The sequence below is a fragment of the Enterococcus sp. DIV2379 genome, from assembly GCF_050542965.1.
Taxonomy (GTDB): Bacteria; Bacillota; Bacilli; order Lactobacillales; family Enterococcaceae; genus Enterococcus_D; species Enterococcus_D entomosocium.
On sequence record NZ_CP172938.1, the window covers coordinates 2,945,737 to 2,965,883 of the forward strand.

At 41.6% G+C, this 20,147-nt stretch carries 19 protein-coding genes and 1 other annotated feature; of the genes, 5 read left to right on the plus strand and 14 right to left on the minus strand.

What is annotated here, in order from left to right; genetic code table 11:
- Window positions 1-76: 76 nt before the first annotated feature.
- A complete protein-coding gene (locus IGI92_RS13485) occupies window positions 77-946 on the minus strand; it encodes a class II fructose-bisphosphate aldolase (protein ID WP_005228297.1) in 870 nt (289 codons plus the stop codon).
- 368 nt (window positions 947-1,314) lie between these two features.
- On the opposite strand from IGI92_RS13485, the gene IGI92_RS13490 reads away from it, so the two are divergent.
- The gene (locus tag IGI92_RS13490) at window positions 1,315-1,770 is read left to right on the plus strand and encodes a YehR family lipoprotein (RefSeq protein ID WP_005228292.1); all 456 of its coding nucleotides are present in this window, start codon (window positions 1,315-1,317) and stop codon (window positions 1,768-1,770) included.
- Between the two features lie 265 nt (window positions 1,771-2,035).
- On the opposite strand, the gene IGI92_RS13495 is transcribed toward IGI92_RS13490, so the two are convergent.
- From IGI92_RS13495 to lacG, 5 genes are all read right to left on the minus strand, one after another.
- Window positions 2,036-3,643 carry a CTP synthase gene (locus IGI92_RS13495; RefSeq protein WP_008380521.1) on the minus strand — a complete coding sequence of 536 codons (1,608 nt, stop codon included), beginning with the start codon at window positions 3,641-3,643 and terminating at the stop codon, window positions 2,036-2,038.
- Window positions 3,644-4,168: 525 nt separating this feature from the next.
- Window positions 4,169-5,800, minus strand: a complete 1,632-nt coding sequence (locus IGI92_RS13500; RefSeq protein ID WP_016621690.1) for a glycoside hydrolase family 53 protein — start codon at window positions 5,798-5,800, stop codon at window positions 4,169-4,171.
- 15 nt (window positions 5,801-5,815) lie between these two features.
- Complete coding sequence (locus tag IGI92_RS13505) at window positions 5,816-7,489, minus strand: PTS lactose transporter subunit IIBC (protein WP_016621691.1); 1,674 nt, start codon at window positions 7,487-7,489, stop codon at window positions 5,816-5,818.
- A 12-nt stretch (window positions 7,490-7,501) separates the two neighbouring features.
- Complete coding sequence (locus IGI92_RS13510) at window positions 7,502-7,819, minus strand: PTS lactose/cellobiose transporter subunit IIA (protein ID WP_034858641.1); 318 nt, start codon at window positions 7,817-7,819, stop codon at window positions 7,502-7,504.
- Between the two features lie 24 nt (window positions 7,820-7,843).
- Window positions 7,844-9,244, minus strand: a complete 1,401-nt coding sequence (gene lacG / locus IGI92_RS13515; RefSeq protein ID WP_016621692.1) for a 6-phospho-beta-galactosidase — start codon at window positions 9,242-9,244, stop codon at window positions 7,844-7,846.
- A gap of 236 nt (window positions 9,245-9,480) precedes the next feature.
- Between lacG and IGI92_RS13520 the strand changes: the two genes are divergently transcribed.
- The 4 genes from IGI92_RS13520 (at window position 9,481) to IGI92_RS13535 (ending at window position 12,424) form a co-directional block, all read left to right on the plus strand.
- Window positions 9,481-10,266 carry a DeoR/GlpR family DNA-binding transcription regulator gene (locus IGI92_RS13520; protein WP_016621693.1) on the plus strand — a complete coding sequence of 262 codons (786 nt, stop codon included), beginning with the start codon at window positions 9,481-9,483 and terminating at the stop codon, window positions 10,264-10,266.
- 2 nt (window positions 10,267-10,268) lie between these two features.
- A complete protein-coding gene (locus tag IGI92_RS13525) occupies window positions 10,269-10,961 on the plus strand; it encodes an HAD family hydrolase (RefSeq protein WP_144330899.1) in 693 nt (230 codons plus the stop codon).
- 298 nt (window positions 10,962-11,259) lie between these two features.
- A complete protein-coding gene (locus tag IGI92_RS13530; RefSeq protein ID WP_016621695.1) occupies window positions 11,260-11,745 on the plus strand; it encodes an RNA polymerase sigma factor in 486 nt (161 codons plus the stop codon).
- Window positions 11,735-12,424, plus strand: coding sequence for a hypothetical protein (locus IGI92_RS13535; RefSeq protein WP_016621697.1), 690 nt, complete (start codon window positions 11,735-11,737; stop codon window positions 12,422-12,424). The genes IGI92_RS13530 and IGI92_RS13535 overlap by 11 nt, the downstream gene beginning before the upstream one ends.
- Before the next feature lie 55 nt (window positions 12,425-12,479).
- Here IGI92_RS13535 and IGI92_RS13540 read toward each other — a convergent pair whose 3' ends face one another.
- The 8 genes from IGI92_RS13540 to IGI92_RS13575 all read right to left on the minus strand — a co-directional run bounded on the left by IGI92_RS13540 (window position 12,480) and on the right by IGI92_RS13575 (window position 20,071).
- Window positions 12,480-13,187: a zinc metallopeptidase gene (locus tag IGI92_RS13540; protein WP_016612795.1), complete on the minus strand. Its 708-nt coding sequence runs from the start codon at window positions 13,185-13,187 to the stop codon at window positions 12,480-12,482.
- A gap of 94 nt (window positions 13,188-13,281) precedes the next feature.
- Window positions 13,282-13,614, minus strand: coding sequence for a zinc ribbon domain-containing protein YjdM (locus tag IGI92_RS13545; RefSeq protein WP_005233964.1), 333 nt, complete (start codon window positions 13,612-13,614; stop codon window positions 13,282-13,284).
- 181 nt (window positions 13,615-13,795) lie between these two features.
- The gene (locus IGI92_RS13550) at window positions 13,796-14,455 is read right to left on the minus strand and encodes a methionine ABC transporter permease (RefSeq protein ID WP_005233963.1); all 660 of its coding nucleotides are present in this window, start codon (window positions 14,453-14,455) and stop codon (window positions 13,796-13,798) included.
- The gene (locus tag IGI92_RS13555) at window positions 14,448-15,473 is read right to left on the minus strand and encodes a methionine ABC transporter ATP-binding protein (RefSeq protein WP_151195952.1); all 1,026 of its coding nucleotides are present in this window, start codon (window positions 15,471-15,473) and stop codon (window positions 14,448-14,450) included. Before IGI92_RS13555 ends, IGI92_RS13550 begins: the two co-directional genes overlap by 8 nt.
- 14 nt (window positions 15,474-15,487) lie before the next feature.
- A complete protein-coding gene (locus IGI92_RS13560; RefSeq protein WP_430607247.1) occupies window positions 15,488-16,345 on the minus strand; it encodes a MetQ/NlpA family ABC transporter substrate-binding protein in 858 nt (285 codons plus the stop codon).
- A 50-nt stretch (window positions 16,346-16,395) separates the two neighbouring features.
- Window positions 16,396-16,630: a binding site (T-box leader), on the minus strand.
- A 93-nt stretch (window positions 16,631-16,723) separates the two neighbouring features.
- Complete coding sequence (gene dapF / locus IGI92_RS13565) at window positions 16,724-17,557, minus strand: diaminopimelate epimerase (protein ID WP_301388841.1); 834 nt, start codon at window positions 17,555-17,557, stop codon at window positions 16,724-16,726.
- Window positions 17,558-17,580: 23 nt separating this feature from the next.
- Window positions 17,581-18,897 (minus strand): diaminopimelate decarboxylase, encoded by a 1,317-nt coding sequence (gene lysA / locus IGI92_RS13570; RefSeq protein ID WP_005233959.1) that lies wholly within the window; start codon window positions 18,895-18,897, stop codon window positions 17,581-17,583.
- Window positions 18,898-18,901: 4 nt separating this feature from the next.
- Complete coding sequence (locus IGI92_RS13575) at window positions 18,902-20,071, minus strand: M20 metallopeptidase family protein (protein WP_008380505.1); 1,170 nt, start codon at window positions 20,069-20,071, stop codon at window positions 18,902-18,904.
- Window positions 20,072-20,147 lie beyond the last annotated feature (76 nt).

Consider the following 20,147-nt stretch of genomic DNA (forward strand, 5'->3'; position numbering starts at 1 on the left):
ATTTACTCGACATCTTATCTACAACAAAAAAACCGCTGGAAAATATGCTTTCCAGCGGTTTTCGTTCATTATAAGATTAAGCTTTACCAGCTGAACCGAACCAGTCGATGTGTTCTTCTGCATCTTTAACGATTGCAGCAACACCTGGTGCTAATAATTTACGAGGGTCGAATCCTTTGCCTTCTTTATCTTTGCCAGCTTCGATGTATTCACGAGTTGCTTTAGCAAATGATAATTGGAATTCAGTATTTACGTTTACTTTAGAAACACCCATTGAGATTGCTTTTTCGATTTGGTCTTGAGGAATACCAGAACCACCGTGTAATACTAATGGTACATCAGAACCTACTGCATCAGCGATTGCTTGTAAGTGGTCAAAAGCAAGGCCTTTCCAGTTTTCAGGGTATTGACCGTGAATGTTACCAATTCCGCAAGCTAGGTAATCAATACCAGTTGCAACCATTTGTTTACATTCTTCGATGTCAGCTAATTCGCCAGAACCGATGATTCCATCTTCTTCTCCGCCGATTGAACCAACTTCACACTCAACAGAAACGCCTTTTGCGTGTGCTTTTTCGACAACTTCTTTAGCCAATTTCAAGTTTTCTTCAAATGGTAAGTGAGAGCCATCAAACATAACAGAAGTGTAACCAACTTCGATACATTCCATTGCTGCATCGTAATCACCATGGTCTAAGTGGATTGCAACTGGAACAGTGATGTTCATTGAATCAACCAAGTTTGTAACGATGTCTTTAGCAACTTTGTATCCGCCCATATATTTGGCAGCACCCATTGAAGTTTGGATTAGAACTGGCGCTTTTTTCGCTTCAGCAGCTTTTAAAATCGCTTGTGTCCATTCTAAGTTGTTTGTGTTGAATCCGCCGACTGCATATCCGCCTTGACGAGCAGCTTTTAAGAATTCAGCTCCTGATACTACTGGCATAAAAAATTCCTCCTAAGTTTTGAAAAACTTTATTTGTTAAGCAATGCTTAACCGACAATGCTATTTTAGCAAAGATTTGCGGTATTTGCTACTAAAAAGAGGAATTTCTCTTTTCAAAAAAAGATTGCACAAATATAAAAATCCAGCATTTTCATCATCTTTTCTGAAAGTCTACGATTCTGTAAGGTTTTTCTCTTCTGTCTACGGTCGTTAGATAACAAATCGGCATGTGAAAATTCGAGAAAAATTTCACATATTTTTTCGTTATTTTATCATAATCTTCCAGCAAATCCTTTCCTCTTCTCTTTTGAGCATAAGAATAGCCTTGTGAAAGCGGCTATATTATTATGTAAAAAAGGAGGGATAAAATGAAAAAAGCGCTTATTGGATTTTTGGCAGTCATCGGAGTTCTTTTCTTGGCAAGCTGTAGCTCGGGGGCCAAGGAAGAAACCAAAACATTCACAATGGATCAAAATGGGGTTTCGATGGAACTGGTCTTCACTTATGAAGGCGATAAAGTAAAAACTCAGACTGCGAACAATGTCATGCCTTATTCAGCGATCGGGGTAACGACTAAAGAAGAAGCACAAACCGTGCTTGATCCGATCGCTAAGAAGTATCAGCAAGTCAAAGGGTTGGACTATTCCCTCGACTATACAGATAGTGAAGCGACTGAATCCTTGACCATCAATTATGATGAGTTGGATTATGATTCAGCGAAACAATTGCCTGGGGTTAGTTTCGAAGGAAACACTGAAAATGGGATCAGCATGGAACGTACAGAGGAAATGCTCTTGGATCAAGGGTATAAATTAAAAGAATAATCCTCTCTATGCACCAGCAAATCAACATGGGTTTCCCGCTGGCGGATTTCATTCGAACTGTTAGCGAAAAAAATAATGCATCAGCCAGAAACTTCCGGTCGCTTTGACGGAAGTTTTTTTGTGTGCAAAAAGGGATAGCTTCTACCAACGCTCAAGCAAGTTTCAACCTTTTACGGATTACTGGGATCGCACAACTCAAAAAAACTCCCCATCTTGAGATGAGGAGTTTCGCACATTCATTGCTTGATTTTGCCGCTAGCGATTATTATGCTTGGCGGTTGTCTAATGAAGCTCCAACAAAGGCTTTGATCAAGCGTTGTGGGCGAGTTGGACGAGAAATCAATTCTGGGTGGAATTGGCAACCCACGAAGAATTTGTTTTCTGGGATCTCAACGATCTCAACCAAACGATTGTCTGGTGACACACCTGAGAAAACCATCCCGTTTGCTTCAAAGATTTCACGGTATTTGTTGTTGAATTCATAACGATGACGGTGACGTTCTTGAACAACTTCCTCCCCATCATAAGCTGCAGCTGTTTTGGTGCCTTTTTTCACTTTACATGGATACAAGCCTAAACGCAATGTTCCACCTAAGTTTTCGATGTTTTCTTGGTCAGCCATCAAGTCAATGATGTTGTTGGCTGTTTCAGGATCTGTTTCTGCGGAATTGGCATTTTCCAAGCCAACGACATTGCGGGCATATTCCACACAAGCCATTTGCATCCCTAGACAAATCCCTAAGAATGGCACATCGTTTTCCCGAGCATATCGGATCGCTTCGATTTTTCCTTCAATCCCGCGATCACCGAATCCACCAGGAACAAGAATACCGTCTACTTCACCTAAGTAAGAATCCACGTTTTCTCGTGTGATTTCTTGGGCTTTGATCCAATCGATCTCGATGTCTGCATCAAAGGCAAAACCAGAATGTTTCAAGGCTTCGACAACTGATAGATAAGCATCTGGCAATTCCACATATTTTCCAACTAACGCGATGCGTACTTTTTTCTTCAAATTCAGCACCTTTTCTTCCAATGCTTGCCATTCAGTCATGTCAGCAACTGGTGCAGTCAGTTTCAAATGATCACACACGATTTGATCCATGCCTTGCGCTTGCAGTGCCAATGGGATCGAATACAGGGTCTCAACGTCACGAGATTCGATCACGGCTTCTGGTGCCACGTCACAGAATTGTGCCAATTTGTTTTTTGTTGATTGTCCTACAGGTTGTTCTGTCCGAACGACCAAGATATTTGGTTGAATCCCTAAGCCGCGCAGTTCCTTCACACTATGTTGGGTCGGCTTTGTTTTCATTTCGCCTGCTGCTTTCAAATAAGGAATCAGCGTCGTATGGATGTACATCACGTTGTCCGCACCTACGTCTGCCTTCATTTGACGCAAAGCTTCTAGAAACGGCAATGATTCAATATCCCCTACTGTTCCGCCGACTTCTGTGATGATCACATCTGAATCAGTCATTTTGGCTGCCCGCATGATTTTTTCTTTGATCTCGTTGGTGATGTGCGGGATCACTTGAACAGTCGCGCCTAAGTATTCTCCTTTACGCTCTTTCCGCAAAACTTCTGAATAGATTTTTCCAGTTGTTACATTTGAGTATTTGTTCAAATTGATATCGATAAAGCGTTCATAGTGACCTAAGTCTAAGTCGGTCTCTGCTCCATCATCGGTTACGAATACTTCACCATGTTGATATGGGCTCATCGTTCCTGGATCGACGTTGATGTACGGATCGAATTTTTGAATGGTTACTTTCAAGCCACGATTTTTCAACAAACGTCCTAATGATGCTGCTACGATCCCTTTACCAATAGAAGAAACCACACCGCCGGTTACAAAAATATATTTTGTCATAAACTGAAAAACTCCTTTAATCTATTTTACAGGAAAAGCATTTAGAAAATAATAAAAGCTCCCTATCCATAAATGAATAGGGAGCGAAAATTCTAAATCACTTTCTGACTCTTGTAAAGAGTGCCCAAACAGAATGATACATTCTCACCTCACAAATGTCAAGAAAACTTTATCTGATTTTTTCAGAAAAAACGGAGGTTTCCAAACGAAGCGCTTTACGCTTCGATGCAGCTGGTTCCTCCTTTTTCACGCCGGCATTCTAAGGTTACTCTTTCTTAAACAACCTTCATGTTTTCTGCACAACTTTTTGCAATTTTTTCATTGCTTCTTACGAAATCGTTGAACTCTCTTTGGCATAATACAAAGTGTAGATGAAGTCTGGCGCTTTACTCGTTTTGGTAAAAATGATCGGAACGTATTTCTGGTTATTTTTGGCAAAGACGAGGTGCAGGTTCGATTCCTGCCTTCTACGCTAGTGATGCGGTTGAAAGAGGGATCTGAGAATCAATAGTAGTAATCCTTAGACTATTGTTTCACCAATGAAACAAAATCAACGTTCGTCCAAGCATTTTCTGAAGCCTTGCTGTAAACCCCGATTTCACAAACACCTGTTGTAATTGGAATGTCTTTGATTGTAATTTTTGTCCATTCACTTGTTTTATCAACCGCAGTATTTAGTTCCGCTCCACCATAATTTTTGATATATAACTGATTGGTATCAAACTCTCCCCCAGACATTACATAGGCACTCAATGTGTAAGTTCCATCGCTTATTCCACTAACATTTTGATAAGCTGATGCCTCGTAAGCTTGATCCTGCCAAAAAGTTAATTTGTAGTCTCCAAAAAAAGTCCCTGCTTCCGTTTTGATCGTACCTTCAGCTGTTCCTTGTTGAAACCACGTTTGCCAATCAGAAGGACTGGTCGTTGGTCCATCGCTCTCGAAACTTGCATTTTTAACCAGATTTGTTTGCGCCCCTGCTTGTTTAAACGCACGCAAGCTTGGCAAGGCGTTTCCAGCAAAATCAAACATCGCCTGGTTGTCCCATTCGTTTCCCATAGTAGATTGAACACCGAGATAATTCATACCTGCTTGTGTTGCCCAACTCACGTTTCCGTTGTACCAAAGAGGTTCCCAGTAAAAGAAGCCCGCCCCGCGATCATTCGGCACCGCTTGAATACGATCGGCCAGATCCAGCAAATACTCTGCTTGTCCTGTCGGTGTTGGTTCATATCCCCCCGCCGCTGCTTCGGCTTCGCCAAAAGCATTTGGCATAGTATCTGCATTCGCTATTGTATGCCCATAAGCTGTTTCAACTACGATCACTTCTTTGCCATACCGTTGGCTGATCGTATTCATATTGGTTTGAAGTTCATTCATTGAACCGTGCCAATACGGATAATACGATACTCCAATTAAATCAAATGACACTCCCCGACTGGTGATTTCATCAAACCACCAAGTAAATGCTCCTGTATCGCCACCATCAGCTAAATGGAGCATTACTGGAGTTGTTTTAGGTTGAGTGTCTCGAACAGCTTGGACACCAGACTTCAAAAAAGTAGCCAATCGATCAAACTCTCCCCCATCTTCTCCCCAAGACTTGCCATAAGGCCAGAGCATTCCACTATTCAGTTCATTGCCGATCTGAACCATATCAGGATAAACGTCTAGCTGCTTCATTTCCGACAGAACATTCTTTGTATAGTCATACAATGCCGTATTCATTTCTTCAAAGGTCAAATCTTGCCACGCTTTAGGAACATTCTGTTTCCCAGGATCAACCCAAAAATCACTGTAATGGAAATCTAGCAACACTTTGAGTCCAAGACTTTTTGCTCGTTTTGCAAGGGCAATCGTCGTTTCCAGATCATTTGTCCCTGCCCCATAACTTTCTCCGTTACTATTATAAGGATCCTGCCACAAACGCAGTCGAACATAGTTGACACCATTATTTTTTAGAATCTCTAAGGCATCTTTTGAAAAACCATCTTCATAATATTTTGCACCAGATTTTTCCATATCTGACAGGATTGAAATATCTGCTCCGCGAATAAATTCGCTGGCAGATACTTCAACTGTTTTTGAAACAGCCCCCAAAGTCCCTATCACAGCTGCAAATAAAGCGGCTTTACGCAACCAAGCTCCCTTTTTCATTAATTTGCTCCTCCTTTATTGAAATTGGCTCAGAATAAATTGAACGGCTTTTTCAGGATCTCTCGTTAATCCGATATATTCTGCTCCTTTTGTCGCAACCAGCTTGATTCCTAAGCGATCGGTATCTTCTTTGATATCATCATAGTAAGAATTGACTTGCGGTGCTAAGACCACCATATCAAAATCCTGTAGCATTTCGTAATGAGAACCATAAGCACCCGCCATTGCACTGATCGGTGCTTTCGATTCCGATGCGCCTTCTTTTAAAGCATTAGCTAACATCGCACTTGTCCCTGCTCCAGCACAAAGTACCAACACATTGATTTCTTTATTTGCATCGTTGATAACTTGGCTCGCTGCCACAGGTACTTCCTCAGGAATAGTGGCAGAAGCACCTTCCTCAGTTGCGATCACTTCTGCTTTTTGTGCTTCTTGCTCTACTAAGACAGCATCGTATGCTTTACAAAATGGCAGATAGATCAGGAAGTCAACGACGATTAGAACCGCTGCTAAAACAAAGGCTAATACCCCCATGCCCGTTCCTAGAACCAAACCGATTGGTGCCGGAGTTGCCCAAGGTAAAACGTACATAAAACTGTTCATGCCTAGCACATCGACAAAAAACTTAAACAAGCAAACGTTTACAACAGGTGTTAACAAAAACGGAATGAAAAAATAAGGATTCAAAATCATGGGTGCTGCAAACAACAATGGTTCATTGACAGCAAAACTTACTGGAATAAAGGAAGCTTTCCCGACTGCCTTCAATTGTTTAGACTTTGCAAAGAGTAGGAAGATAAAAGGAACGACCAATGTTGCCCCAGTTCCTCCCATAGTTCCTACAAAATTCCCTAAACCCACTGTCAGTACTTTAGAAGCTTGTTCACCGGAATTGAACAATTGCAGATTGGTTTCCACATTGGCATAGATAATTGCCGCAATTGCCGGCTCCACAATCGACGGTCCGTGAACACCGACAAACCAAAATAGCGCCATCGCTCCCCAGATAATAGCGATTCCTAAATAACCGTCGGCTGCTGTGAATAATGGCTGCAGGACAGTAATGATTGCTTCTGCAAATGAGATTTGGAAAATTTGCCGAATACCTAAATCAATTAAAACGGCCGCAAATACTGAAAAAGAGAATGGAAAAATATCTCGGAAGGTTTGTGAAATCGTTCCAGGAACTTCTTTAGGCATTTTAATAGTAATATCTTTCAGTACACAAAACTTATATAAATTAACTGTTAAAAATGCAGCGACAAAGGAAGCCAGTAATCCCTTTGTCCCCATGTATTCCGTTGAAAATCCACCTTCAATTGGAGAGACACTTAGCAACAGGAAACTTACCACAGAGGCCAGCATCACAGAGGTAGTGTTGATCACTTTGTTTTTCGGTAAGCGGCGATTCATCGAATCAGCCAAGCAGCGAGCAGTGGTTGCTGAAACAAGTAACCCTACAACCCCCATCGAATAATTATAGACTTTCCATAACCAAGTGGAGACAGCTTCAGGCCATTGATAACCAAAAATCTCAGGAACCGCAGCAATCAAAATGAATATGCTTGAGAATAAAATAGCCGGCATCGCTGTTAAAAATCCGTCACGAACGGCTCCCAGATAACTATTGCGTGAGATTTTTTCAAAAAACGGTTTTCCTTTTTCGATTTGTTTAATGATTCCATCCATAGCGTTCTTCTCCTATTCTTGATTCTGCTTGTACAGTGCAATAAAGTCTTGAATCAGATCCCTCAGCAACAAAGTGGTCATTAAATGGTCCTGTCCATGGATAAAAATGAATCCCATCTCCATCTCTTTCCCCGATGCTTCTTCCGCTAAAATTTTTGTTTGCGAATTGTGTGCAAGGGTTAAATTTTCGTCGGCTTCTTTCAGTGCTGAATCAACATGCTCAAAGTTCCCTTGTCTTACTTCTTTCAATAATTTCAATAATGTACTGCGAGCGTCCCCTGAATAAGCAACGATCTCAAAACCAAGCATTTGTAATTCCTCTTTATTCATCTTTTCTTCCTCCATTATTACTTATTAAATAATCGTTTTGGTTTCACTAACTAATTTGTACCAGTATGCTGACTCTTTGGGGTAACGCTTCTGGGTTTCAAAATCAACATAAAACAAGCCATACCTTTTGTTATACCCATTTGTCCATGAGAAAAGATCCATAAGCGACCACAAAAAATATCCCTTCACATTTACTCCAGCTGTTATCGCCTTGCTTAAGGATTCCAAATAGACTCTCAAATAGTCGATTCTCGGCTGATCCATAATGATGCCGTCTTCAAACTGGTCTTTATACCCCATGCCGTTTTCAGTGATATAGATTTTGTTGTAATGCGGGTAATCGCTTTTAATTCGCAACAACAAGTCATAAAGACCTTCTGGATAAATCAGCCAGTCCCAATCTGTTCGAGGAATTCCTTCTTTATAAATGCGTTCTCCGATCCCCTTCACTTTATAAACAGAGGTCCCTTTTTCACCCGTGCCATTATGATGGATCGCGTTTTCTCCATCGTAAGCTTTGACAAAATGGCATTGGTAGTGATTGATTCCTAAATAGTCATTACGCGTGGAGGCTTTTTTCAATTCAACGAAATCTTCTTTAGGAAAATGATAGCTGGCCTGATTTGCTTCACATATCTCATCAAGAGCAGTCAAGGTTTCAGTTGAATAATAGCCTAAATAAGTAGCATCTAATAAGAAGCGGATCGACAATGCATCGTCTAAAAAGGCTGCATGCTTATCTTCTGGAGCATCTGTTGCCGCATATTTCGTCTCCAATGAGTGAACGACACCGATTTCGCCTGGAAGTTCGTTTTCTTTGAAATAGTTCACTACACGTGCATGGGCAACCATCATATTATGAAGACAGGCGATGATTTTTGTAAAATCATATTTGATTCCTGGTGGGAAAACGCCTAACAAATATTGATTGGTCGCAACAGGATAGATTTCATTAAAGGTACTCCACACTTTCACTTCTTTGAATTCATGAAAACAAAAAATGGCATAGGAAACGAATGCTTCTATTGTTTCTCGATTCAAAAAATCTCCCTGTTCAAACAAACGTTTAGGGGTATCAAAATGATGCAATGTCACAAACGGCGTTACGTTTCTTTTTGCGCATTCTTCGAACACACGATGATAAAAAGCGATTCCTTCTGGGTTCGGTTCCCCTGTTCCATCAGGAAAAATTCGACTCCATGCAATGGATAATCTTAGCCCATTCACACCAAATCGTTCACACAATTCAATGTCCCTTGCATATTGATGATAAAAATCACTTGCCGGATCGGGACTGAATCTACCCTGTTCCTCTAAAAAAGCATCCCAAGCAACAGCGCCTTTGCCGCCCTCCTTAGTGGCTCCTTCAACCTGATAGGCTGCTGTGGCTCCACCAAAAATAAAATCTTCTGGTAATTTCAGCATTTACATCTCTCCTCAAATCTATAATCAGTTTCCGCGTTTTCTAACTGATTGAATTGTAATCGCATCCAAAACATTTGTCAACAAAAACAAACATAAATAATCACAAAAATCGGAAAAAAATGATATATTTTATTGAAACAAACATGAAATAAGTATAATATGTTTGTTTTTGTTTGAATTGGATTGACTGTTATCCGATTATATGTTAGATTATCTTTAAATTAGAGGTGAAGACGATGCTGAAAAAAGAAAGATTGTTTACTATCGTAGAAATGGTCAATAAAAAAGGAATTCTTACTGTTAACGAGATCATCAATCAATTAGATGTTTCTGATATGACCGTTCGCAGAGATTTAGATGAATTAGAAAAATCGGGCAAGCTGCTACGTATCCATGGAGGGGCCCAAAGTCTTTCCTATACTTTAGATCAAGAACTTTCTCACACCGAAAAAGCCACTTTACAGATTCAAGAAAAAAAAGAAATTGCTGCCGCAGCAGCCTCATTGATTCACGAGGGAGAAACGATTTTCTTAGGACCAGGTACAACAATCGAACTATTGGCGACACATTTACTGAACAAGAAAATCCGGATCATTACTAATAATTACCCGGTTTTTGATATTCTTGCGCAAGCAGATGGACCGGAAATTTTACTAATTGGCGGTGATTTTCGTAAAAATACCGGTGCATTTGTTGGGCCGATTACTAACGACAATTTAAGAAGATTAAAGTTTACAAAAGCATTTATCAGTTCAAACGGGGTACACAACGAAGCCATTTCTACTTACAGTACAGAAGAAGGAGAAGCACAACAGATCGCTTTAAATAATTCCCGCAAGAAATATCTGCTCGTTGATAACAAAAAGTTCAACCGAGATGATTTTTATGTATTTTATAATTTGCATGACTTCGACCTACTCATTACGGATCGTCAAATATCACCTGAGCTGCAAGAGCACTATGCACAATATGTCGATCTGCAAATTGCTGATTCAACCGAAAATACCACTATAGGAGTGTAACTATGAAAGGGATTATTTTTGATTTCAACGGAACAATGTTTTTGGACTCTCATCTACATGAAGCTGCTTGGCTGCACATGATTCATGATCATACAAAAGATGGTTTATCAGATGAGGATATTTTAAAAAATATCCATGGTCGAACGAATACGGAGATTTTAAAACATTTCATTTCAGAACATTTGACTGTCTCTGAGATCGCCGTCTTGTCAGAAGAAAAAGAAAGCTATTATCGTATGCTTTGCTTGCAAAATGAGAACGATCTCCAATTGACAAAGGGGCTTGAAGCGACTCTTGATCAGCTGACTGACCAGCAGATTCCATTAACGATTGCCACGGCTACTGTTAAAGAGAATGTTGCTTTTTATTTTGATACTTTCGATTTAGCACGCTGGTTTGATTGGGATAAGATCGTCTATGACGATGGCTCTTTTCCTGGAAAACCGCAACCGGATATTTTTCTTAAAGCGGCTGGCAAATTGGGCTTAGCTCCTGCTGATTGTCTTGTTATCGAAGATGCTTATTCAGGTTTGCTTGCTGCCAAGCGTGCTGGGATTGGAACAATTATCGCAATTGATCCATTCGGAAAAAATAATGCAGTATTTGAACAGGCACAGCTAAATAAAGATGGAACAATCAAAGATTTTACTGATTTTTGGACAGAGCACCTATCTGTCATATCCATTAATTCTTAAGCGATTCTATTAAAAACAACTGAGATGCATATCTCCTTTTATAAAAAACTGCAGTGAAATGACATGAAAACACGTGTCATTTCACTGCAGTTTTTTTCATTTTCGTTTAGTTCTTACTCATTCTGCTAAAATTTCTAGATTTTCTCCAACCAATCATTGTCATTCTTTTTGTTCTTTGAGAAAATAAGCACAACTCAATCGATTAATTTAACGTTTTCTCGATTTTTTTCGATTTTTTCAGTTGAAAGATGTTCACTTTTTTTATTTTCAGTTGTTGTATTGTTAAGGAGGGAGAAAAATGCGTTTGGATGCTTACGAACATTATTTACTGCAGTTAACGAATGACTTGGTTCATTACCTGCAGTCCCTCGGCGCTTCTCAACAGGATGCCGAAGATATTGCTCAAGAAGCAGTTGTGAAAATCCTTGAAATCGATTCGGTCTTATCCGCAGAAGCGATTCGTCCGTGGCTGTTTCGTGTGGGGATCAATGGTTACTTTACTTTATATAAACAAACAAAGCGACGGCGAGAAATCGTCAGGCAGTATTTGCCAGTGACTGCTTCTAGTATCAACTGGCAAGAAACCGATGATGATCTTTATGAAGCACTTCAAGAATTACCCGTTTCTACCTCCACCCTTTTGATCATGAAGTACGCAGAAAATTTGAGCTTAAAAGAAAAAAGCTTCTTACTGAATCGCTCGGAAGATAGCATCAAAACAGCATTATACCGAGGAAGAAAACAACTGAAAAAACGAATGGAGGAAAAGAATCATGACTATTAAAGATCAAGAATTTAAAAAAATCGTGAAAAAAGCTCGACTAAAAAACACACGTAGGACAATTTTTATTGCTGTACTGTCTTTGTTAGTATTGATTGGTCTACCTGGGGGGCTTTATTTAAACTATTACAATTACGGTCCTTTTCGAGGAGAAAAAATAGCGGGTGTTCCAGATAATCATATAGTTCAAGTCGAAAATCAAATGGATCTTTCCAGATTGTTATTTGATTTTGGCTCACAGCTAAAATTTAATACCCAAGCTCGAGCGATGACGGTTTACTTTAATCACTACCAAAAAGGCGAGAAAACAACCCACAAGCTGATTGCTTCCTTAATGACAGATACCAAAAGCAATTATAACGGTTATTTAACAATTGGTATTTCTAAAGGAGAAAAAAAGCTGTTCGTAAACTTATCTTCCAATGGCGGTGCATCAGAAACAACGACAGATCTTACGGCATTTCAGTATATTTCTCTTGGAGAAGACAATGATCTTCCCGGGGGAGCAATCTATCACATTGAAGAAGATCCACTAGAAATCAAAAAAAATGTTGAGATTCCTTTGATTTACATTGCACAAGGCGGTGACCTAAAACTATTTGCTGAAATGGAAAACAATCTATCTGAAGAAAATTTAAAAAGCGTTGAAAACGTCTATTACGTTTACTTAATAGTAGAATAACGAAAAAAGACCAGTTCAGAATGCTGAGCTGGTCTTTTTTCTGTCACACTGTCGATTAATTCCGACGGTTGTTATTACCAAATAAAATAATCAAACGTAAGAGTTGCAATAAGGTTGCTACGGCAGCTGCGACATAGGTCAACGCTGCGGCAAAGAGCACTCTTCTCGCTTGTGGTACTTCCTCTTCTGTTAACAAGCCACCATCTGCCAAAATACGGATCGCCCGTTTTGAGGCATCGAACTCGACTGGCAAGGTCACTAATTGGAAAATAAACGCCAATGAGAAAGCCAACAAACCTAAGTTGATCAGAAACGAGCCTCGTAATAGTACCCCGATCAAAATCAACGGGATCGAGATGCTGGTTCCGATATTGGCGATCGGTACGATCGCATGACGCAAACGCAAAGGAAAATAGCCTTTGGCATCTTGGACTGCGTGACCACACTCATGGGCCGCAACACCGATTGCTGCTACCGAAGTTGATTGTGCGGTGGATTGCGATAAACTCAACATTTTGTTGCCAGAATTGTAATTATCCGTCAAATCACCAGCGATTGCTTGCACACCAACATTATTGATTCCTTGGCTCTGCAAGATGTACTGCGCCGCTTTTGTGCCGGTAATATTATTTTTACTTCTGACTTTGTCATATTTGTTAAAGGTACTTTTGACGTACGCTGACGCTGCTAGCGAAATCACCATACCGATAATTACAAGAATGAAAGTCGGGTCATAAAAAAAGCCGAACCCGTATCCGCCCATACCATACACGATAAAATTCCCCCTTTTAATCTTTGACCTTATTTTACCATTAAAGTGGTGAAAAAATTATGAAGATGACTGGAAGATTTTGTTTTTAACCTTTTTTTACAAATTCTGATTTTAGTTTCATTGGGCCGAAGCCATCGATCTTGCAATCAATGTTATGGTCGCCTTCGACTAATTTGATGTTTTTCACTTTCGTCCCTTGTTTGATGGCGCCAGATGCGCCTTTGACTTTCAAGTCTTTGATGACCGTTACTGTATCACCATCTACTAAAATATTGCCATTGGCATCTTTGTATACGGGTGCTTCTTCCGCCGCTTGTTGCTCTTGCCATTCGTTTCCGCATTCAGGACAAACAAACAGCCCGCGGTCTTCATAAGCGTATTCAGATTGGCAATTTGGACAATTAGGAATTTGAGTCATAGTGTTGCTCCTTTAAAATATAATTTTCGCTGTAAAAAACAACTCACCATCAGCATACCGAAAAACCACTAGTGGCGCAACCAAAAATCAGTGACCGATAAGCAAAAAAATCGCTTCTGTAGAGTAATAACAGAAGCGATAATTCAAGTGTATCCGAAAAGGAACTACACAGAATTCATTTTTATTTCGAGAAATAATTTGCACAAGCATCGCCGATCCATTGGATGAGTTGTACCAAAAGGATCAACAAGAGAATCACCACAATCAAAATCGCCGTTTCATAGCGATAATAACCATACTGAATCGCTAAATCGCCAATGCCGCCTGCGCCAATCGTTCCCACCATCGCCGAGTAGCCTAAAAGACTGATCAAAGTTAACACAAATCCGCGAATCAAAGCTGGCAGACTTTCTGGTAAAATCACTTCGCGAATAACTTGCCCCGTCGATGCTCCGGAAGCGACACTAGCTTCAAGGACGCCATAGTCGATTTCGGCAAATGCGGATTCAGCGATTCGGGCGTAAAAAGGAATCGCGGCAATCGATAAAGCAATCGCTCCGCCCGCCGGGGTATAAGGATCACCGATCAGCACCGCTGATAACGGAATCAACGTAATCAATAAGATCAAAAATGGTAGCGAACGGATTGCATTGACGACAAAATCGGCCAGATGATGCAAGAAAACATTTTTATGAAAAAGGTTACTGCCGACTAAAAACAGGACTAATCCAATCAATAAGCCGAAAACTACTCCTATAATTGCTGAAGTTCCCACCATGAAGAATGTTTCCCATAGTGCTTGGGGCAGGTTTGTTTTTAAAATCTCAAGCGTATCAGCCATTTTTCTCACCTATCTTTCTTAGAGAAAAGACGTTCGCAGCTAGGTGTTCTCGGGCTTTTGCTGCTTCTTCGGCGGATCCGGTCAAATAGATATACAAAATACCGATCACATCTTTTTTGATATACTCAATTTTTCCGTGGATAATATTGATCGACACATCATAGGCTTTGGCTACAGTCGAAATCAGTGGTTCTAACGTATACTCCCCTTGATAGCGCAATTCCAGCAAGTCGCCTTCCGTGAAGGATGCTAGAATTTCCTCGGGAAGCGTCAGATCCAAGTAACGACCTACCAGTTTTTTCGTAATAGGCTGTTTAGGCTGACTGAACAAGCCGTAGGTCGTTTGTTCTTCAACGATCCGACCCTTCTCCATCACTGCCACCCGATCAAAAAACTTGCGGGCAACATCCAATTCATGGGTGATAAAGACGATGGTGATGCCTGTCTGTTCCTTGATTCGGATCAATAATTTCAAAATTTCTTCAGTCGTTTCAACATCTAACGCACTGGTAGCTTCGTCACATAACAAAATCTCAGGTTCATTGGCAATCGCTCGTGCAATGCCGATCCGCTGCTTTTCTCCCCCAGACAAATTATTCGGATACTCGTGAATTTTGTGAGGCAGATCCACCATTTCCAACAGTTCCTTGATCCTCGCTTCTTGCTTTTCTTGCGGATAATGTCCAGCACGCAAAGCAAAGGCTAAATTTTCCTTGATGGTTCGATTATGGATCAGATTGAAATGCTGAAAGATCATCCCGATTTTTTGTCGTACTTCACGCAAGTGTTTGCCTTTAGCTTGCGTGATGTCTTGACCATCAATCAGAATTTGACCGCTAGAAGGCACCTGCAGTAGATTCAACGTACGAACCAAAGTACTTTTCCCAGCACCGCTCAATCCGACGATCCCATATACTTCTCCAGCTTGAACGGAAAAATCAACGGAATCCACTGCTTTTTTGATTTGTTTTTTATGAGTGAATGTCACTGATACTTGTTTTACTTCTATTTTTGCCATAAGATATGCCCTTCTTACTCAGTCCAAAATTTCGGTTGATCAAAGTTGCTGAACGGTGATTCGGCAATCGCTTTTTTAAATGCGTCACTTTCTAATACTTCCGTAACTGCCTTAGCAAAATCACTGTCTTCTTCTTCGGAGGACACCACAAAGACATTTTTATATTCTTCTTTCAATGACTCCAACGCCAAAGCATCTGCGGGATCAAGAGAAGCCGCCCAAGCGAAGTTTCCTGGTACTAAAGCTAAATCGACTGTATCTAACGAACGAGCCAATTGAGCTGCGTCTAATTCTTTAAATGTCAGATTCTTCGGATTTCCTTCGATGTCATTCACTGTTGCTTTCGTTTCGTCGATATTGTCTGCGATGGTGATCAACTCATTGGCAGCTAACAGTTGCAAGGTCCGAGCTAAATTTGAGGCATCATTGGCAATCGAAACAGTCGCCCCGTCTGCTAACTCATCCAAGCTGGACAGTTGATTCGAATAGATGCCCATTCCCAGTGTGGGCACTTTTTGTAATGCCGTAAGGGATAACTGGTTATCTGCCGAAAATTTTTCTAGATAGGCCGTATGTTGAAACAAATTGGCATCGATTTGGTCATTCGCCAAGGCATTGTTCGGCTGAATATAATCATTAAACACTTTAGTCGTAAGTTGATACCCTTTTTCTTCCAGTAATGGAGAAATCACCTCTGTCACCATGTCCCAGTATGGTCCCGGCGCAACTCCAACGACTTTTTCTTCCACTGCATTTACACTGTTTTCACCAGACTGTGTATCCCCTGTGCTGCTAGTATTGCCACAAGCTGCCAATGTAATTAAGAAAGCAGCAGCAACTAATCCAACGACTCCCTTTTTCAACTGTTTCATTTTTTTGTACCCCCTTTTTATAATAAAAAAACGTCCTTTCTCCATCATAGAGAAAGGACGAAACAACCTTGTTCGTGGTACCACCTTTGATTCATTGGCACAATCAGCCAACCTTATCAGTTTATCAACTGCTTTGCTATAACGGGCAATCCCGCTGCACGCTTGCTTTTGCTCACGTCCAAACGCTCCAAGGCCATCTTCAGTCAAACGGCTGTGCTCTTTCTCACCAATCCGAGCTCTCTGATCCAATCGAAACTGACTTACTCTTCTTATCATCGCGTGTTTTTTAATTTGTGTTTAACTATACGATAGCCTCAAATGAATGTCAATTCTTTTTTTAACGAAAATATCATCTTTTTGCAATAACTTTCACAGTGTTTACAGAGTCAAATTCTCATCTAGAATCAAGCCTTCAGAGACCATAACCGCATCACCGATCAATTCTAATGCGCCCTGATCAACATCAACTTCTACCGTTAACTGGCCACCTAACACGTGCAGCAAGACATTCGCTGCCGCTTGCTGTTGGCGTTTGGTCACGACATACGCAGTGGCACCAGATCCTGTGCCGCACGCATAGGTAAAACCTTCCACCCCTCGCTCATACGTGCGAACGATCAGCTCACCTTTCTCGTCTTCTTCATAGAAATTGACATTGGCCCCTTTTGGGAAAACTTCCCAATAGCGAATTTCTTTGGCAAGTTCAGCTAGCTGTTCCAACTCAGTTTCTGCCAGACCAGGATAGTGAACCACCGCATGAGGGATTCCCGGATCACCTAATTCCACATAGTCCACGAAAGAAACCGTTGGATTCGGGTACGCTTGATCAAACGTTGTCACGGTTGGTGGGTTCAAGGTTACTTTGTAGTGTTTTGCCGACAAGCGCCATGCGGGGACATCGCCAGCAACTGTTTCGATGGTCATCTGCTCGCCAGCAATTCCCTTCTCAAAGGCATAACGGGCAATACAGCGAGCGCCGTTGCCGCACATTTCTGCTTCGGTCCCATCAGCATTGTAAAACCGCATCCGAAAATCAGCGGTTCCTGTGGGGAAATCCACTGCCATGACTGCATCCGCGCCGACAGAAAATTTCCGATGGCAAACTTGAGCAGCAAATTGCGACAGTTGTTCATGGGAGAATTTCAATGTGCGGTTATCGATTACGATAAAATCATTCCCCGCACCTTGCATTTTTGTATAAGGAATCGTCATGTTGTCACCTGCTTTTCAAAATTTTACTTGCTGGAAGCTTCTTCTTTTAGAAACGAAGGAACCACTTCATTTTGCAGCATTTGCTCGTAGGACTGGCGTTTAACGGCTAATTCCGCTTGGCCATTTTCCACAAAGACGACTGCGGGTATCTGTAAATTATTGTAGCTGCTGGCCATCGAATAGCCGTAAGCTCCTGTTGCGAACGTAGCAAACAGATCCCCAGTTTCAACGGGCGGTAATGCAAGATCTTTTACTAAGATGTCTGTGCTCTCACAAGCTTTACCAGAAATGGTGATCTTCTGTGTCGCTGCTTCGGAAGCGCGGTTGGCTAAGATCCCAGTGTAAGTTGCCTGATAAAGACCAGGACGAATATTGTCTGTCATGCCACCGTCAATGCTGGCGTATGTTCTGATTCCCGGCAATGTCTTGATACTGCCGATGGTGTGCAAACTGATACCTGCTTCTGCGACGATACTGCGACCGGGTTCAATAACGATGGTCGGACGTTCGCTCTGGTGCTGCGCATAAAAGGCGTCGATTTTTTCCATCACAGGATCTAAAAAATAGCTGTAGGGTTGGCGAATATCTGCATCTGTGTATCGAACGCCAAAGCCGCCGCCAACATTTAGTTCTTTGATCCAATAATCAAAACGTTCATGAATGGTTTGGACAAGGGCCAAAGCCGCATCAACTGCCGCTAGATGTGAGCGATTGTCCGACAATTGACTGCCGACATGAAAATGCAGGCCATAGAAATCCAATTCAGGTGCTTGAATCACTTCTTCCACTAATGGAAATAAGATTTCTTCATCTAAAGGAATCCCGAATTTTGAATCTTTTTGTCCGGTCGAGATAAATTGATGGGTGCTGACCGAAACCTCGGGTGTGATGCGCAACAAGATTTTAGCAACGACTTGCTTTTCTTGACATAACGCGCGGATCAAGCCGACTTCTTGAATGCCATCAACGATGATCCGTCCCACGCCATAATCAAGGGCGGCTGCTAATTCTTCAATGGATTTGTTATTGCCGTTAAACTCGATGTGTTCTGCTGGAAAATCAGCTTGGATCGCTGTATACAGCTCCCCACCGCTAACCACGTCTAATGAAAGTCCTTCTGACTTGATCACTTGCAGCATCGCTGTAGTACAGAAAGCTTTAGCGGCATAGGCTGCTCGTGTCTTGCTGTAGCGCGTCAAAAACTGCGCCTGAATCTTTTGGCATTCTTCGCGAATCTCCGAAACGGAATACACGTAAAGGGGGGTTCCAAAGGTTTTTGCCAGTTCAACGGTATCGCAACCGTCAATGTATAAGTGATTGTTCTTGATTTCTTTTGCCATCGCTTTACTCCTTGTCTGTCGGCTCGTTCAACGCCTCGATCAAACGAACGTAGCATTCGATGCCTTGCAATAGATTTTTTTCGTCAAAATTCATTTTGCTGCTGTGTAAAGGGTGGACATAACCTTTTTCTTCATTTCGGGTACCGACAAAGAAAAAGACGCCGGGGATTTCCTTTTGGTACATCGAAAAATCCTCTGCCAACATATATGGCGGTGTTTCTCGGTAGCTCTCCCCGACCACTTTTTCCAATACTTCCACCATCTCAGGATCATTGTCCACGACACGATAAAGATGTTCGAATTCAACATCCGCCGTGCAATCATATCCTTTGGCGATTTCTTGTGCGACAGTGGTGATTCTGCGCGTCATCGTTTCATAGACTTCATCTTCAAACGCCCGCATCGTTCCTTTTAAAACGACCTTGCCGGGAATGATATTTTCCGCATCTCCCCCATGGATCTTCCCAAAAGTGATGACCCCAGCAGAAAGCGGGCTGATATTGCGTGAAATGATCGAATGCAATCCTTGAATGATCGCAGCCGCAGCTAAAATGGCATCATGCCCTTGATGAGGCTGGGCACCATGGGCACTCGTACCGTTGATCGTTAGATTGATCTCGCCGTTACGGGCCATCATCGGACCTTTCCGACTCGCAATGACTCCTTCGGGAAAGTCTGGGAAGACATGCAGCCCCACGATTTTTTCCACGCCAAAATCTCGTAAGATGCCTTCATCGATCATCAGTTGAGCGCCACCGGGGCTTTCCTCGGCTGGTTGGAAAATCAAAACGATCGTTCCACGAATCACTTCAGGATGCGTCGCTAAGTATTTGGCAAACCCTAGCATCGTTGCCATATGGCCATCATGACCGCAGGCGTGCATTTTTCCTTCATGTTTGGAAGCAAAAGAAACACCGGTCTCTTCTTTGATCGGTAGTGCATCGATATCCGTTCGAAAGGCCAGTGTCTTTCCTGGACGCTCACTGCGAAAGACAGCAATCAAGCCGGTTTCAATCACTGGATAGATTTCTTTGATCCCAAAGGATTGCAACTGACGCAGCAAGTATTCCTTTGTTTTGAACTCAGTTAACCCTAATTCAGGGATTGTATGTAATTCACGACGAAAACGAACCACGTCTTCGGTTAATTCTGTGACTGTTTGCGATACTTGCATGTTAAAACACCTTTCTATACATTCCTTTTAAAAATATCCATAAAAACCAGCGAATATTCAGTTTTTCATTGATATT